General features: G+C 72.4%; 14 protein-coding genes. 7 read left to right on the forward strand and 7 right to left on the reverse strand.

The annotated features are described in order from the left end of the window. Positions 1–67: 67 nt before the first annotated feature. Positions 68–1,111: a rhamnogalacturonan acetylesterase gene (locus ACZ7OY_RS09900; protein WP_471910925.1), complete on the reverse strand. Its 1,044-nt coding sequence runs from the start codon at positions 1,109–1,111 to the stop codon at positions 68–70. Positions 1,112–1,303: 192 nt separating this feature from the next. On the opposite strand from ACZ7OY_RS09900, the gene ACZ7OY_RS09905 reads away from it, so the two are divergent. Continuing rightward, entirely contained in the window at positions 1,304–2,983 is a 1,680-nt protein-coding gene (locus ACZ7OY_RS09905; protein ID WP_471910926.1) for a rhamnogalacturonan lyase B N-terminal domain-containing protein, read from the forward strand. 7 nt (positions 2,984–2,990) lie between these two features. Here the strand turns inward: ACZ7OY_RS09905 and ACZ7OY_RS09910 are convergent, their stop codons facing one another. After that, positions 2,991–4,400: an RICIN domain-containing protein gene (locus tag ACZ7OY_RS09910; protein WP_471910927.1), complete on the reverse strand. Its 1,410-nt coding sequence runs from the start codon at positions 4,398–4,400 to the stop codon at positions 2,991–2,993. A 207-nt stretch (positions 4,401–4,607) separates the two neighbouring features. Here ACZ7OY_RS09910 and mmuM point away from each other — a divergent pair, with 207 nt between their 5' ends. Beyond that, entirely contained in the window at positions 4,608–5,543 is a 936-nt protein-coding gene (mmuM, locus tag ACZ7OY_RS09915) for a homocysteine S-methyltransferase (RefSeq protein WP_471910928.1), read from the forward strand. Positions 5,544–5,578: 35 nt separating this feature from the next. Here the strand turns inward: mmuM and ACZ7OY_RS09920 are convergent, their stop codons facing one another. Further along, positions 5,579–7,159: a carboxylesterase/lipase family protein gene (locus tag ACZ7OY_RS09920; RefSeq protein ID WP_471910929.1), complete on the reverse strand. Its 1,581-nt coding sequence runs from the start codon at positions 7,157–7,159 to the stop codon at positions 5,579–5,581. A gap of 267 nt (positions 7,160–7,426) precedes the next feature. Here ACZ7OY_RS09920 and ACZ7OY_RS09925 point away from each other — a divergent pair, with 267 nt between their 5' ends. From ACZ7OY_RS09925 to ACZ7OY_RS09935, 3 genes are all read left to right on the forward strand, one after another. Further along, a complete protein-coding gene (locus tag ACZ7OY_RS09925; RefSeq protein WP_471910930.1) occupies positions 7,427–8,440 on the forward strand; it encodes a hydroxyacid dehydrogenase in 1,014 nt (337 codons plus the stop codon). A gap of 193 nt (positions 8,441–8,633) precedes the next feature. Further along, entirely contained in the window at positions 8,634–9,677 is a 1,044-nt protein-coding gene (locus tag ACZ7OY_RS09930; protein WP_471910931.1) for a LacI family DNA-binding transcriptional regulator, read from the forward strand. A 405-nt stretch (positions 9,678–10,082) separates the two neighbouring features. Beyond that, positions 10,083–10,583, forward strand: a complete 501-nt coding sequence (locus ACZ7OY_RS09935) for a CAP domain-containing protein (protein WP_471910932.1) — start codon at positions 10,083–10,085, stop codon at positions 10,581–10,583. 102 nt (positions 10,584–10,685) lie between these two features. Here the strand turns inward: ACZ7OY_RS09935 and ACZ7OY_RS09940 are convergent, their stop codons facing one another. Together ACZ7OY_RS09940 and ACZ7OY_RS09945 are read right to left on the reverse strand one after the other, a co-directional pair. Further along, the gene (locus ACZ7OY_RS09940) at positions 10,686–11,012 is read right to left on the reverse strand and encodes a hypothetical protein (RefSeq protein WP_471910933.1); all 327 of its coding nucleotides are present in this window, start codon (positions 11,010–11,012) and stop codon (positions 10,686–10,688) included. Continuing rightward, positions 11,009–11,872, reverse strand: a complete 864-nt coding sequence (locus tag ACZ7OY_RS09945; RefSeq protein ID WP_471910934.1) for an isocitrate lyase/PEP mutase family protein — start codon at positions 11,870–11,872, stop codon at positions 11,009–11,011. The genes ACZ7OY_RS09940 and ACZ7OY_RS09945 overlap by 4 nt, the downstream gene beginning before the upstream one ends. Before the next feature lie 277 nt (positions 11,873–12,149). Here ACZ7OY_RS09945 and ACZ7OY_RS09950 point away from each other — a divergent pair, with 277 nt between their 5' ends. Together ACZ7OY_RS09950 and ACZ7OY_RS09955 are read left to right on the forward strand one after the other, a co-directional pair. Continuing rightward, positions 12,150–12,785 (forward strand): VOC family protein, encoded by a 636-nt coding sequence (locus tag ACZ7OY_RS09950; protein WP_471910935.1) that lies wholly within the window; start codon positions 12,150–12,152, stop codon positions 12,783–12,785. A 117-nt stretch (positions 12,786–12,902) separates the two neighbouring features. After that, positions 12,903–13,301: a VOC family protein gene (locus tag ACZ7OY_RS09955; RefSeq protein ID WP_471910936.1), complete on the forward strand. Its 399-nt coding sequence runs from the start codon at positions 12,903–12,905 to the stop codon at positions 13,299–13,301. Positions 13,302–13,338: 37 nt separating this feature from the next. Here ACZ7OY_RS09955 and ACZ7OY_RS09960 read toward each other — a convergent pair whose 3' ends face one another. Together ACZ7OY_RS09960 and ACZ7OY_RS09965 are read right to left on the reverse strand one after the other, a co-directional pair. Further along, positions 13,339–14,022 (reverse strand): helix-turn-helix domain-containing protein, encoded by a 684-nt coding sequence (locus ACZ7OY_RS09960; protein WP_471910937.1) that lies wholly within the window; start codon positions 14,020–14,022, stop codon positions 13,339–13,341. 272 nt (positions 14,023–14,294) lie between these two features. Next, positions 14,295–15,563 (reverse strand): YihY/virulence factor BrkB family protein, encoded by a 1,269-nt coding sequence (locus tag ACZ7OY_RS09965; protein ID WP_471910938.1) that lies wholly within the window; start codon positions 15,561–15,563, stop codon positions 14,295–14,297. Positions 15,564–16,343: the final 780 nt, after the last annotated feature.

The raw sequence follows: 16,343 nt of genomic DNA on the forward strand, positions 1-16,343 counted from the left end.
GGCAGGGTCCTGGGGCGCCCCGGTTCCGGTCGGGACACCCCAGGAATTCGGGGCGGGTCGGCGGATCTCATCCCACCCGCACTCTGCCCTGCGGCACCAGATGCTGTGCGCGCAGTTCGTCGCGGACCAGGGCCGCATACACCGTGGCGCCGTAGGCCGAGGTGTGGGTGTTGTCGCGTTTCTCGTCGTAGAGGTACAGCGCCTTGGAGCCCTCGACGCCCAGGGACTCCACCAGTGCCTTCGTCTTCGCCGTCAGGTCGATCAGCGGCACCCCCTCGGCGGCGGCGACCTCGCGGATCACCGCGGGGTGGTTCACGCCGAGGCCGTTGACCAGGAGGGCGATGTCGTTGTCGAGGGTGCCGTCGGAGTTGAACCAGCGCCGGACGACCGGCGTGACGAGGACGGGCCGCCCGCCCTTCTCCCGGATGCCCGCGACCAGGGTCTCCAGGTTGGCCCGGTAGGTCGCCTCGTCGGTGGTCTTGTCGTTGTGGGCGAGCTGGACCAGGACCAGGTCGCCGGGGCGGATCAGCTGCTGGACGGTGGCCCACAGCCGCGGGTCCTCCAGATAGGTGACCGTACTCTCCCCGGAGTCCGCGTAGTTGGCGATGGAGATGCCCGTGCGCAGGTACTGCGGGAGCTGCTGGCCCCAGCCGGTGTAGGGCTCGGCCGGCTGGTCGCAGACGGTGGAGTCGCCGACCAGAAGGATCTGGCGGGGGTGGCGGGCCGGGACGACCCGGATGCCGGCCAGCGCGGGCGCCGTGCCGCCGATCGCCAGGTCGAGCCCCGCGGTGCCGTCGGGGCCGGTCGGTTCGCCCTCGGGGGTGCGGACGTCGACCGTGAAGCCGCTGACGGTCCGGGCGCCGGGCGCCGCCGCCGTCTCCGGGAGGAGGGCGCGCCGGGTCTCGCCGCCGACGCTCGTGCTCGACGCGCTGTCGCCGCCGAGCAGCACCGTCACGTCGTACGTGCCGGGCGGGACGTCGAAGTGACAGGCGGTGGCGGTGCAGTGGTCGAGGCCGAACGGTCGTGGCCCGGCGTGCGCCTGGGCCGGTACGGCGGGCAGGGCGGCGGCCAGCGTCATCGCCGCCGTCACGGCGAGCTTGAAACGTCTCACTTGCGGCTCCTCCGTCTGGGGACAAGGCCTGGCGGCTGGACGGTACCGCTACTGGCAAGCGCTTTCTAGTCCATGGCCAGATTTCGCGCGACCACCAACTGGAGCCATGTGAAAGCCCTTTCGCCAAGTCGATTCAACTGTCACTCTGCCAACCGCACCCGCACCCCCACACCTCCCGGAGGAGGCACCCCCATGCCCGGATCACCGAACGGATCCGTAGGACGCCGTACCTTCGTACTCGGCACCGCGGCCGCCGCCGGCTCGGCCGCCCTCGCCGGACCGCTCGCCGGCACCGCCTCGGCGGCGGGCTTCGGCTGGAGCGACAACGGCTCCGAGTACGTCGTCGACACCGGCGCCAGTCTGGTCTTCAAGGTCAGCAAGACCAACGGCGACCTGACCTCGCTCGTCTACCGCGGCACCGAGTACCAGGGCTACGGCGGCAAGAACTCGCACGTGGAATCCGGCCTCGGCACCTCCACGGTCGGCATCGCCCAGTCCGGCACCACGATCCTGATCTCGGTCACGTACGGCACGCTGAAGCACTACTACGCGGCCCGCAGCGGCGAGAACAACGTCTACGTGTGGACCAACAAGGCCGACACCTCGGTCTCCGCGACCCGGTACATCGTCCGTGTCAGGGCCGGCCTGTTCCTCAACGACGAGCCGGACTCCTACACCTACGCGCCCACCGTCATCGAGTCCGCGGACGTCTTCGCGAAGTCCGACGGCCAGACCCGCGCCAAGCACTACTCCAGGCTGCGCGTGACGGACTACGACTACATCGGCTGGACCACCGGTGGCGTGGGGCTGTGGATCGTGCGCAGCAACCACGAGAAGGCCTCCGGTGGTCCATTCTACCGCTCGCTGCTGCGCCACCAGAGCGCGGACGGCGGCGGCCTGTACGAGATCCTGTACTACGGGGAGAACCAGACCGAGTCCGAGCGCTTCGGCCTCCAGGGCCCGTACGTCATCGCCTTCACGGACGGCGGGGCCCCCTCCTCGTCGCTCTACCCCGGCACCCTGACCACCTCGTGGGCGGACTCGCTGGGCATCTCCGGATACGTCTCCGCGAGCGGCCGTGGCCGGGTCGCGGGCGTCGGCATCACCGGGCGCAACACCGCCTACGCGTACACCGTGGGCCTGGCCAACTCCGCGGCCCAGTACTGGGGTTCGGCGCGTTCGTCGGACGGCTGGTTCTCGATCGCGGGGGTGCTGCCGGGGTCGTACACGCTGACCGTGTTCAAGGGCGAACTCGCCGTGTACACCACGTCGGTGACGGTGACGGCGGGCGGCACGACCACCCTGAACACGATCGCGATCCCGTCCTCCAACGATCCGTCCAACGCGAGCGCGATCTGGCGGATCGGCGACTGGACCGGCTCCCCGGGCGGCTTCAAGAACGCGGACCTGATGACGTACGCGCATCCGTCCGACGTCCGGGCCGCCGCCTGGACCGGGAACGTGGTGATCGGCAGCGGCACGGAGACCTCGGCCTTCCCCTGCTATCTGTGGAAGGACGTCAACAGCGGGATCATCGTGTACTTCAGGCTGACCGCCGCCCAGGCCGCCGCCGCGCACACTCTGCGCATCGGCGTGACGACGGCCTACGCCAACGGCCGGCCGCAGGTCGTCGTCAACGACACCTGGACCTCGGCCGTTCCTTCGCCGCCCACCCAGCCGAGCACCCGTTCGCTGACCGTGGGCTCGTACCGGGGCAACAACCACACGTTCACCTACAGCGTCCCGGCGTCCGCCTGGCTGACGGACACCGGCGCCTACAACACGCTGAAGATCTACGTGGCGAGCGGCTCGGGGACGACGTCCTATCTCAGCGCTGGCACCTCGGTCGACGCGATCGATCTGCTCGCCTGACGTGACCTCATGTCCCGCGTGTCCACTGCTGGTTGCTCGCCCCGTTGCAGGTGTACGTGATGACGGCGGCGGAGTTGGCGGTGGACGCGCCGGACACGTCGAGGCATTCGCCGGTGGCGCGGGCCTTGACCAGGACGTAGCTGCCGGAGGCGGTCACCGACCACTGCTGGGTGGTCGCGCCGGTGCAGTTCTCCTGGGTGACCGTGGTGGCGTTCTCCGTCAGGCACAGGGAACTGCCGCGCCCCACCAGCGCGTAGTAGCCGCCGCCCAGGTCCTTGAACCACCACTTCTGGTTGGTGCCGCCGTTGCAGGTGTACTGGCTGATCGCGGCGCCCTGCCAGAGCGACTGGTTCGGCACGTCGGCGCACTTGGCGCTGTGCCGGGCGACCAGGGTGTTGTACGTGGCGCCGGTGCCGGTCACCGTCCCGGCGGCCGTGTCGACCGTCACCTCCGGGTACCAGGACAGGGACAGCGAGGTCGAGGTCGGGAAGGCCAGCGGCAGCCAGACGTAGCGGGAGTCGTTGACGGTGCCGCCGAAGGAGTCGCCCCAGCGGTCGCCCAGGTAGAGGTAGGCGGTGCCCGAAGTCCCCTGGACGGGAAGGACGTACGCGGTCTGCGAGCCGAACGCCGTGGAGTCGCCGACGTTCGTCATGGCCGTCCAGGGGCCGGACAGCGAGCTCGCGGTGGCGTACTGCTGCTGGTTGGGGCTCCAGCCGGTCGCGCCCGAGGTCAGCATGAAGTAGACACCGCCCCGCTTGAACAGGGCCGGGGCCTCCCGGTGGCCGCCCGCCCAGGGGTTGGCGACCAGGGCGGCGATGCCGGTGTAGTCGGCGGTCAGCCGGTAGATGTGCAGGTCGTAGTTCTCGTTGGCGGCCGAGACCATATAGCCGGTGCCGTCGGTGTCGACGAAGGTGGTGAGGTCACGGGACATGTACGAGCCGAGCGGCTGGAAGCTTCCCTGGTAGGTGTAGCTGCCGTCGACGGTGCTGGAGACGGCGACCGCGGCACGGGCCTGGCTGTAGTCGGTGCCGTTCTCCTTGTGCATCCACATCACGAACTTGCCGGTGGACGCGTTGTAGATCACCTTGGGCCGTTCGATGTAGGCGGTGGCCAGTTCGGCGGCGCTGGACTGGGTGAGGACATGACCGCGGAACTCCCAGTTCTTCAGGTCGGTGGAGCGGTAGGCGTCCACGTACCTGAAGGTGTTGTCGGCGTTGCGGTCCTCGCCGAACCAGTAGTAGGAGGAGCCGACCTTGACGACCCCGCCGCCGTGGGCGTGCACGGCGGCGCCCGAAGTGTCCGTGAACTGGGTGCCGTTGGCGATCGTCTGGGCGGCGGCCCGGGCGTTCGCGGCGGCCCCGAGGACACCGGGGAGGGCACAGCACAGGGCGAGCAGGACAGCGTGGACGCGTCTCATGGGGACTGCCTCTCGGTGGGGGGAACACACGAGACCGTTCGAGATGACGAACGGCATGTGGCATGACGAACGCCGAAAAGGTAAGGGTGGGCTCCGGGGAGGTCAACGGGTCACGCGGGGCGAAAAACGTGGGGGGAATCGGTCGGGGGAATCGGTGGGCGGCCCGGTCCGGGGTGTGGGGCCGGGCCCGTCGGCTAGCGTCGTCCCATGAGCAGCGACCTTCCTGCCCGCACCCTCGCCGAAGCCCTCGCCGCGGGCGCGGTCGTCCTCGACGGCGGGATGTCCAACCAGCTGAGGGCCGCGGGACACGACCTCGGCGGCGCGCTGTGGTCGGCCCGGCTGCTCGCCGAACGGCCCGAGGCGCTCACCGAGGCCCATCTCTCCTACTTCGAGGCGGGCGCCGACGTGGCGATCACTGGCAGCTACCAGGCCACCTTCGAGGGCTTCGCGCGGCACGGCATCGGCCACGAGGAGACCGTCCGGCTGCTCGGACTGAGCGTGGAGCTGGCCCGCGAGGCAGCCCGGCAGGCCCGCGCCCGGGGCGTCGGGCGCCCGCTGTGGGTGGCCGCGTCGGCCGGTCCGTACGGGGCGATGCTCGCGGACGGCTCCGAGTACCGGGGCCGCTACGGCCTGAGCGTCGGCGCGCTGGAACGTTTCCACCGGCCCCGGCTGGAGGCGCTGGCCGCCGCCCGCCCCGACGTCCTGGCCCTGGAGACCGTCCCCGACACCGACGAGGCGACGGCACTGCTGCGGACGGTGCGCGGGCTCGGGGTGCCGGCCTGGCTGTCGTACTCCGTCGCGGGCGACCGCACCCGGGCCGGGCAGCCGCTCGCGGAGGCGTTCGCCCTGGCCGCGGAGGCGGACGAGGTGATCGCCGTCGGCGTGAACTGCTGTGCGCCGCAGGATGCGGACGCCGCCGTCGTCACCGCGGCGCGCGTCACCGGCAAGCCGGTGGTCGTCTACCCCAACAGCGGCGAGACCTGGGACGCCGAGGCCCGCGACTGGACGGGCCGCCCCTCCTTCACCGCCGAACAGGTCCGTGGGTGGCGGGAGTCGGGCGCCCGGCTGATCGGCGGCTGCTGCCGGGTCGGCCCCGAGCAGATCGCCGCGATCGCGCGCACCCTGCATCCCGCGGCCTGGTAGAGCAAGGCGTCGAGCGGGGGGCAGGGCACGGGGGGTCAGTTCCGGCGGACTCCGACCGAGCGACGCAACCTCCGTACGGCCGACCGCAGTTCCGTGCCGCGCGTGAGCCGGCCGGACGGCGGGTCCGCCTCGGGCGCGGATTCCGGAGCGCCGGCATCGGCGGCCCACAGGGCCAGTTCGGCGTCCCGTGGACCGTGGACGACATGGGGGTCGCCGTCGCCGAACAGCTGCACCGGGTGCGTGGCGTCCCAGGCCTGCCACCCCGGATCGCCCTCGACGGCGAACCGCACCCACGCCCGGTGCATCGCGTCGGCCAGTTCCCGCGGCGCGCCCTCGCCCGCGAGCTTGCGTGCCTCCGGGACCTCGCCGGTGTCGAACACGAAGCCGAGCTCCAGGGCGTGACAGGCGCCGAGGCCGGTCCGGCCCGACGGCCACGCGAACTCGTAGACGTACGACGATCCGGGCCGGGCGTCGGCCAGCCGGTGCAGCGGGATCCGCAGCAGGTGGTCGGTGACGAGCTGGCCGACGATCTCGGCGGTGCCCGCTTCGGGGCGCAGGGCGCGGTAGCCGCGCACCACCTCGCCGCCGCAGTGGCAGCGGGCCATGGCGCCGGCCAGGGCGACCGGGCCGAGCCGGTCGACGCGTTCCAGCAGACCGCCCGGCACCAGCCACAGCCGGTACTCGTCCCGGGTCCAGCCCATCAGCAGGTCGGTGTCCCGGGCGACGGTGCCCTCGACCAGGGCCTCCAGGGGATCGCGGGGCACGAGATCGCCGTCGACGACGATGCCGAAGGCGGGTCCGCCGAGCACCGGGCTGCTGAGGCGGCCGGTCTCGGCCTGGGCCCTGAGCAGCACCGCCGGGTCGACGGCGGCGAAGGCCTCGGCGGTCGCGTGGATCTTCAGCCGGGTCGCCATCCGGCGCACCATGCGCCGCACCTTGTCCCGGTCGAGGGCCTCCGGGGGCCCGCTCTGGAGCACGGCCCGCCGGAACAGCCCCTGCGCCTGCGGGGCCGCGATCAGCGCGCCGACGCTGATCGCGCCCGCCGACTGCCCGCACAGGGTCACCCTCCCGGGGTCCCCGCCGAACGCCTCGATCGACTCGTGCACCCAGCGCAGGGCGGCCAGCTGGTCGTGCAGGCCCGGGTTGGCGGGGGCGTCCGGGAACAGTCCGTAGCCCTCGACGCCCAGTCGGTAGTTGACCGAGACGAACACGAGCCCGTCCCGGGCGAAGGGCTGCCCGTCGTACACGGGCACGGCGGAGGAACCGCGGGTCAGCGCGCCGCCGTGCAGCCACACCAGGACCGGCAGCCGGGCGCCGGGGCCGGGCTCCGGTGTCCAGACGTTCAGGTTGAGCCAGCCCTCGCCCGCCACCACCGGATCGGACAGGTACTCCGCGAAGGCCTCCGAGTACGGGGGTTTCGGCGCCGTCGGCCCGAAGGCTCCCGCGTCCCGCACGCCGTCCCAGGGCTCGGGCGGCACGGGCGGCCGGAACCGGAGGAGGCCGACCGGCGGGGCCGCGTACGGAATGCCCCGGAACACCGCGACACCCCGCTCGTATCTGCCGCGTATCGCCCCATGCGGGGTTCTGACCACGGGGTTCGTCCGGTCTGCCGTCATCTGCCCACCAGCCCTTCGCCGCGCTCAGCTCTGTGGAAAGAGCATCACACCGGCGCGCGGTATTCCGCCGCACGAGCCCGTCGCTGGGCCGTTCGGCGTACGTCCTCCCGTACGGGCCCCACCCGGCACACCGGCCACGCGCCGCAGCCGCGGAGCCGCGCGGGACCAGCCCTCGGGGCCTGATCCCGCCGATTGACCCGCCTGCCGCCCGGATCTACGTTGGAGGGCGCTTTTCGGAAAGCGTTTCCTACGAGCCACAGGAGGATCATGCCCAACTCCCAGCCGCCCATGGCCGTGTTCGCCATGGACCCGGTGCACCTCCCGCAGCTCTTCCCGGCATCCCTGCTGGCCCGGCTCCGGCGGACGGCCGTGATCGACCCCGGGCTGGTGGTGCGCGACTTCGCCGATCCCGCCGCCGCGCGGGCCCTGGCGGGGGCCGACGTCCTGATCACAGGCTGGGGCTGCCCCCGGCTGGACGGCGGCGCGCTGGCCGCCGCGCCCCGGCTGCGCACCGTGCTGCACTGCGCGGGCTCGGTGCGCCCGGTGGCCGGGGAGGCCGTGTGGGAACGCGGGATCGCCGTCTCCAGCGCGGCCGGCGCCAACGCGCTGCCGGTCGCCGAGTACACGTTGGCGATGATCCTGCTGGCCGGGAAGGACGCCTTCGCCCGGCGCGAGCGCTACCGCGAGACCCACGCCAAGCCGTCCCCCGCCGAGACCGCGGGCACCGGCAACCTGGGCCGCCGGGTGGGGATCGTAGGCGCCTCGCGGGTCGGCCGCAGGCTGCTGGAGCTGCTGCGCCCGTTCGACTTCGAGGTCCTCCTCCACGACCCGTACGTCGACGCCGCCGAAGCCCGCGCGCTGGGCGCGCAGCCGCTGGGGCTGACGGATCTGCTGCGCCGCAGCGACATCGTCAGCCTGCACGCCCCCGACCTGCCCGAGACCCGGCATCTGCTCGACCGCGAGCGGCTGGCCCTGATCCGCGACGGCGGCATGCTGATCAACACCTCCCGGGGCGCGCTGGTCGCCCCGGACGCCCTCGCCGACGAACTGGTCTCCGGCCGGCTGCACGCGGTCCTGGACGTCACCGACCCCGAGCCGCCGCCCGCCGACTCCCCCCTCTACCGGCTGCCCAACGTGTTCCTCACCCCGCACATCGCGGGCTCGCTCGGCAACGAGCTGGAGCGGCTCGGCCGGGTCGTCGTCGCGGAGCTGGAACGCCTGGCCGCCGGCCTGCCCCTGGCCCACGAGGTGCGCCGGACGGACCTGACCAGGGCCGCCTGACGGCAGCCTCTGCACGGAAGCCGCACGGAGGCCGCACGCGGCGCCGTGCCGGAGGCCGTACGGACGCCGTACGGCGTTCCGGGCGCTCCACGGCCGGGGCGGGCGATTTTCGGCGCAGCCCTTGATCCCTGTCGAGACACACCTAGGATAGCAAGCGCTTTCTGCACACTGGTGTCCAGAGAGGTGGTTCCCGATGGTCCGTACGGGGTCTGCGAGTGCGACGGCCGGACCGACGCTGGCGGTCGTGGCCCGTGAGGCAGGGGTGTCGGTGCCGACCGCGTCCAAGGTGGTCAACGGCCGCGACGACGTCGCCCCCGAGACGCGCCGCCGGGTCACGGAGGCGCTGGACCGGCTCGGCTACGTCCGCCGGCCCCGGTTCGACACCGTCAGGACGCCCCGGCTGGTCGATCTCGTCGTGCCCGCGCTGGACGGTCCACGGGCGGGCGCGGTGCTGCACGGAGTGGAGGAGGCGGCCCAGGACACCGGCCTGGACGTGGTCGTCTCGGCCGACGCCCCCCGGCCGGGGGGCGCGCGGGCGCAGCACGGCTGGCTGGACCGGCTCACCGCGCGCGGCTCGGCCGGCGCGCTGCTCAATCTGGCCGAGCCGACGCCGTCCCAGTACGCCCGGCTCGACCAGCTCCGCATCCCGTACGTGTTGATCGACCCGGCGGCCGAACCACCGCCCGGCGTGGTGTCGGTGGGGGCGGCGAACTGGCAGGGCGGGGTCACGGCGACCGAGCATCTGCTCGCGCTCGGGCACGAGCGGATCGCCGTCATCGCCGGTCCGCGGCGGGCGCTGTACGCCGGCGCCCGGATCGCCGGCTACCGCTCGGCCCTCGTCTCCGCCGGAGTGCGCCAGCGGCCCGAGTACCTGCGCCACGGTCGCTCCGACGAGGCCGGCGCCCGGATCCGGATGCGGGAACTGCTGGAGCTGTCCGAGCCGCCCACGGCCGTCTTCGTCTGCTCGGACCGCATGGCACTCGGGGTCTACCAGGCGCTGGCCGAACGGGACTTGACGGTCCCGTACGACGTCAGCGTGGTCGGCTTCGACGACCTCCCGGAGGCCCGCTGGGCCAGCCCGTCCCTGACCACCGTCCGCCAGCCGGTGGCGGAGATGGCGGCGACGGCACTGCGCCTGCTGGTACGGATGATGGACGGCCACCGTCCGGAGGGCACGCGTACGGAGCTGTCGACGCGCCTGGTGGAGCGGTCGAGCACGGCCCCGCCGCGGAGTTGAGGCCCCGGGTGCGCCGCAGCGGCTGAACAGGTCCGAGCGGGTGGACTCTTGAGTGAGCGGCAGCCGAACGAGCGGCGATCCGGAGGGGCGCGACGGCTGCGTCACGCTCCGTGGCGCCCAGGGCGCGGCATCGCTCACCGGCCGCGGTGCGCCGTCCGGCTCCGGCCTCGCCTCCGGTCGACTCACGAATCCGCTCGGCATACGCTGGATCTGCCGAGGGCGGCCGTGCGGGCCGCCGAACCGACCCCTTTCGGTACCGACGGCCCCGGGCCGTCCTACGAGCCGGCCCCGCGGCCGCTTCCGACGGCCGTGGTCCCGTGCCGGTACATTCCAGCAGGCTTTTCGTCGCCCAAGGCGCCCACGTCGCTCGGGCCGCTCGGGCTGCCCTGCCCCCAGGGAGTCACCATGAAGAATTCCCGTACACACCGCCGTGCCACGGCCGCCGTCGCGGCGGCGCTGATGTGCGCGGGCGCGGTCCTGGCCACAGGCGCCACCGCCCACGCCGCGGGACTGCCCGCCGACATCGGTTCCGGCGACCAGAGCACCATCCTCTCGCAGACGAACACGGTCCGTCAGAACGCAGGCCAGGGAGCCCTGTCCTGGGACGCCGGGCTCGCCCAGGGTGCCCAGGCCTGGGCCGACGACCCCGCGTCCCTGGCGGGCGGCAGCCTGCGGCACGACCTGTCCTTCAACAACGGCGCCGAGAACATATCCGGCTCCGGGCCTACCTCGGCCACCGGTCAGTGGGCCGGCGAGAAGGCCGCCTACGACGCCACGACCGACCACAACACCGACAGCGACGGATACAAGTTCCAGTGGGGGCACTACTACAACATGATCGTGCCGGGATACTCGAGAATCGGCTGCGGCGCGGCCAACGGCATCACGGTGTGCCGGTACGCCTGAACCGCCCGGCCGGACAGGCCGTCGGGCGCCATCGGGGACGGCCGTGCCCCGCCGCGGTGCGGGGCACGGCCGTCCCCGTCGTGAGGCCGCGGGTTCCGTCGGTCAGCCGTCGTGGCCGACAGCCTCGGAACCGGTGCCGGCATCGTGGCCGGCAGCTCCGGAACCGGGGCCGGCGTCGTGGCCGCCGAGCCGTTGCGCCCCGACCAGGGCCTCCACCATGTCCACGGCGCTGCCCTCGTGGTCGCTGCCGGCGGTGCCGCTGCCCTGCTGGACGTTGCCGGACCGGTCGACCTCCAGGATCGAGTCGGCGTGGGAGTTGTCGAGCACGGTGATCAGACTGCCGTCCGCGGCGGCGGGCGCCGTCACCGCGGCCAGCAGGGCCGCCGCGAGAGCGGTGGCCGTGCGCAGCCGCGCACCCGCAGGGCTCACACGCCCACGCCCTGGGGCTCGTCCCGCAGCCGGGCGATGTTGCGCTCCAGCAGTTCCGTGGCGGCCCTGACGCCGACCCCGGTCGCGGTGTCGACCTCGGGCAGCCGGCCGTCCGCCGCCCTGAGGTCGGCCAGCGCGGAGTGCATCGCCTCGTGCGCGGCGAACAGGCACGGCGTGCTGTAGATCGCCACGTCGACGCCCAGTTCGGCGAGTTCGGTCAGCGAGAGCCTCGGGGACTTGCCGCCCGCGATCTGGTTGAACAGCAGCGGCTTGTCCCCCACCACGTCCCGGATCCGGCGGATCCACTCCACGCTGCGGACCCCGTCGACCAGGACCACGTCCGCGTCCGTCGCCGCCAGGGTCTTGGCCCGGTTCAGGATGTCGTGCTCGTCCGTGGCATCGGTACGGGCCACCACGACCAGGTCGCGGCGGGTCGCCAGCACCATCTCCAGCTTGGCGAGGTACTCGTGCAGCGGCAGGACCTGCTTGCCGTCGGCGTGCCCGCAGCGGCGCGGCCGCTTCTGGTCCTCCAGGATCACCCCCGAGGCCCCGATCCGCTCCAGACCCTCCACCACATGGCAGGCGACCTCGGGATCGACGTACCCGTCGTCGATGTCCACCAGGAGGTGGTGCCGCGGGAACGCGCCGCGCAGCCGCTGGACGAACGCCATCATGTCCGGCCAGGCGATGAATCCGATGTCGGGCAGCCCGTAGTGCGAGGCCGCGAAACCGAAGCCCGAGACGAACATCCCGTCGTAGTGGTCGGCGGCGATGGACGCCGAGTACATGTCGTACACGCCGATCAGCGGAGTTGTTCCGGGCCCGGCGATCTGTTCGCGCAACTTCTTGCCGTACGTCAAGGTCCGATTCCTCTCGGGAGTTGGGCACGCTGCCGCGTGCGGGCCGTCGCGACACGACACCCTTTGCCAGGACGAGAGGATCTCTAGGACGGCCCCGAACTCTTCCCTTGGACGGGCTTTGCTCACTCCATCGGCGCAGACGGTTCACCGGAGAAACGTCACTCGTACGCCGACTCGCCGACGCGGGCCGAGGGCGGAGCGGACGGCCGCGCCCGGCCGCAAGGGCCTCGCGCATACGGGGTTGCCGGGCGGAACGGGAAGCGTAGTCTCGGGCGGGATGAACGCCGACGCCCTCGTACCGCTGCTGGACCACCTCGTCCTCGCGACCCCCGATCTGGCGGCGACCGTAGCCGACTTCACCCGGCGCACCGGTGTGACGCCCGCCCCCGGCGGTGTCCATGTCGGGCTCGGCACCCGCAACCACCTCGTCGGGCTGGGCGGCACGAGGTATCTGGAGATCATCGGGCCGGACCCGGAACAGCCCGACGTCCCCGGTCCGCGCCCCTTCGGCGTGGACGCTCTGGCCGCCCCGCGGACGGTCACCTGGGCCATCAGCCCGCCCGACCTGGACGCGACGGTCGCGGCCGCGCGGGCCCATGGCCACGACCCCGGCCCGGTACGGGCGATGAGCCGCCGCCGTCCCGACGGGGCGCTGCTCGAGTGGCGCCTGACCGACGGGACCGCACACCCCTCGGGTCTGGTGCCGTTCCTCATCGACTGGGGCGCCTCGGCCCACCCCTCGGCGTCGGGTCTGCCGGTGACCCCCTTGCTCGCCCTGTCCGCGACCGCCCCCTACCCGGACGCGATCAGACCGCTGCTGACCCTCCTCGGCACGGACCTCGCCGTCGCGCAGGGCCCGGTGGGGATCTCGTTCACGGTGGGGACACCCAAGGGGCCGGTCACCTTCGGCTGAGGCGGTGGGCCGACGGTACGCACGGGGTGCGGGTGTCCGAAGCGTGCGGGTGTCCGAGGCGTGCGGGTGTCCGATTCGTTCAAGACCGGCGTCCGGACCGCCGCCTACGGTTGCCCCATGAGTCCACGATTCGATGCCATCGGGCTGGTCGTCTCCGACATGGCCGCCTCCGTCGCCTTCTACCGCCGGCTCGGTTTCACCATCCTCGAGGGGGCCGAGCGCGAACCGCACGTCGAGATCGGACTGCCGGGCGGGCTGCGGCTGTTGCTGGACACGGAGGACACCGTCCGGTCCTTCCGTCCGCAGTGGCGGGCGCCGTCCGGCGAGGGCCGGGCCGCGCTGGCCCTGCGGTGCGAGGGGCCGGGCGAGGTCGACTCCGTGTACGAGGAGCTGGTGGACGCCGGGTACCACGGCGAGCTGAAGCCGTGGAACGCCTTCTGGGGACAGCGGTACGCCGTGGTGCTCGACCCCGACGGCAACGGCGTCGACCTGTTCGCTCCGCTGGAGGCGGGGTGAGCGGGCCGGACGGGCCGAACGGGCCACGGGGACGCGCTCAGCGCAGCAGTGCGCCCAGCGTCGTACCGGTCAGCTGCCGCACGTCGCGGGCCAGGTGGGCCTGGTCGGCGTAGCCCGCCCGGATCGCCGTCCCGGCCCCGGGGACGCCGTCGCGGGCCAGGGCGAGGGCGCGTTGCAGCCGCAGGATGCGCGCCAGCGTCTTGGGGCCGTAGCCGAAGGCGGCCAGCGAGCGGCGGTGCAGCAGCCGGACCCCCAGACCCAGTTCGTCGGCGGTCGCGGCGACCGTGCGGCCCGCGGCCAGTGCGGCCACCAGACTCGCCGTGACGGGGTCGGGCGGGTCCGTGGCCTCGGCCCGCACCCGCGCGATCTCCTCCAGCGCGGCCCCGGGGTCGGCCGCCGCGTCGACCCGCTCGCACAGTCGCCGTACCGGCGCGGCGGGCCACAGGTCGTCGAGCGCCACCCGCCGGTCGCGCAGTTCGTACGCCGGTACGCCGAGGAGCGCGGGCGCGGTGCCGGGGAAGAAGCGGATGCCCGCCCAGCGCGCGGGCGCGCCCTCGGGGCGGTGGGGCCGGGTGTCGGGACCGGCCACCAGCAGCCGGCCCTCGGTCCACAGCAGGTCCATGCAGCCGTCGGGCAGCACCGGGCGGGCTTCCGACGCCGAGGGGGTGAGGGTCCACACCACCGCGCCGCTCAGCGAGGAGGACCGCCGCTCCACGTACACGGGGGTCAGGCTACGCCGCTCGGTGGGCGCGGGCGGGCGCACCGGCCCGACGTCTGTGCGCGCCGGGCGCACAAACGGTCGTACGAGGCGCACCAGGCACGCCAGGCGCACACACGTACGTGCGAGGCGCTGCCGCCGCGCCCTGACCGGTGGGCCGCGCCAGGCGCGCGGAGTACGCGGCCCGGCGTACGGGCGCATGCGAACAGCGCGCGATCAGGTTCGCGCCCCCGGCTCACCCGGTCCCCTGCGCCGGTCCGCGCCCGCCCCGGCCGTCACTGCGGCGTCGGCGGTTCCTCTCCGTTCCCGTTGCCGCCGTTCGTACCGTTGCCGCCCGTGCCGTTGCCCCCGGTGCCGTTGGTGCCGTTGGTGCCGTTGGTGCCGTTGACGCCGTTGCCCTTCGGGGAGCTCTTCGTGTGGGTGCGCAGGCGTCCCGTGACGTCGTCCGGCGGCAGGAAGCGGGACCAGCGCTCGGGGAACTCGGAGGGCATGTCGGCGTCGTAGAGATCGTCGTCGTCGGGGTCGTCCGGGTCGTGCGTCCGCGCGGCCGACCTGCGGGCGACGTACTCCGCGGCCACCTCCTCCCGCATCCGCTCGTTGGCCGCGCGGGCGGCGGCGGTCGCGGCGGCCGGCCAGACGCGGTCGATGGCGGCGTTGACCGCGGCCCCGACCAGCACGGCGAACGCGGACACACCGATCCACAGCAGGACGGCGACGGCCGCGGCGAGGGATCCGTAGATCGTCGCGCCCTCGATGGTGTTCTGGAGGTAGATCCGCAGCAGGAAGCTGCCGAGCACCCACATGGCGAGCGCCACCAGGGCCCCGGGCACGTCCTCGATCCAGGGCGAGCGCACGGGTACGGACACGTGGTAGAGCGTCGTCAGGAAGGCGACGGACAGCACGATCACCACCGGCCAGTACAGGACCTGCACCACCGTCGTCGACCAGGGCACGACCCGTACCACCGCGTCGGGGCCCGCGACCATCAGCGGCAGCGCGACCGAGCCGATCAGCAGCGCCACGATGAAGAGCAGGAAGGCCATCAGCCGGGTCTTGACGATCCCGCGGACGCCGTCGAGCCCGTACATCACGGTGATGGTGTCGACGAAGACGTTCACCGCCCGCGAGCCGGACCAGAGCGCGAACAGGAAGCCGATGGAGATGACGTCGGGGCGGCCGCCCTTCATCACGTCGTCCAGGATCGGCTGCGCGATCTCCCTGACGCCCCGGTCCGACAGGACGGTGCGCGAGGCTTCCAGGAGATTGCTCTCCAGGCTGCTGATGCTGTCGGTGCCGGTCCAGTCGTCGACGTAGCCGAGCAGTCCGATGAGGCTCAGCAGCAGCGGCGGTACGGACAGCAGCGAGAAGAACGCCGCCTCGGCCGCGAGACCGAGGATGCGGTACTCGATGCAGGAGTTGACGGTGTCCTTCAGAAGCAGCCAGGCGGTCCTGCGCTTGGAGACGTTCCGGTAGAGGGCACGGGCCCGGTGGAGACGCCCGGACGGGCTCTCGGGCTGCTCGGGAGACTGACTTGCTGGCTGCACCCCCTAACGGTATCCGCCGCACACGCATGAGATCACCCCTGGTGTGACGGGCGGACCGGCCGGACCACGACGCCGCTGGGCCCCCTCGCGCCGCGCAACCGGGCAGCAATTCATGGGCAACCCAGAAGAAACCACCGGTAAAATCGAACCATTTTTCTGTCATGTCCGCGTTGGCCGGTTTTATACGTCCGAAAGAACCGGAATCCTTCGGAGCAGTTGCACTGTCCGTTCGGTGAGTTCCCCGGTGGGACGGGTGATCGAGAGAACTCCGAGGTTCGCACGGCGAATGGATGGCCGTTGCGAACGGGTCAATGACCGAAATGCCCTTGACCCGTTCCTGAGTGGCTCGAAAGAATTCTGATTGCATTCGTTGCGCGCTCCGAGGAGGGCTCGGCGCACACGACACGGGGGACAACAGGGGTCTCTGACCAAGACCCGATCCAGCCGCGTTACCCGTGATCCGCGTGGTTCCACGTGGGTCATGCCGTGCTGCACCACGCCATTTTCTGCACGCCAAACATTCACGCGGCCACTCATACATTCTTTCGAACGAATTCCACTCGAACATCTCGGGTCACTTCTGCGCCCAAACACCGGAACCCAGCGCCGCCGCATGCCGGCCGGCGCCATTCCGCCCTTCGCCATTCCACCCTTCGCCATTGCGCCCTTCATTCCGTGCTTACGCCCGTCCTCACGTCCGTCCTGACGTCCGTCCTGACGTCCGTCATTCCTGTCCGGAGAACCGACATGCCGGTATCGCGCTCATTGACGCCCGCGCCG

This window comes from Streptomyces sp. NPDC107559, assembly GCF_055657365.1.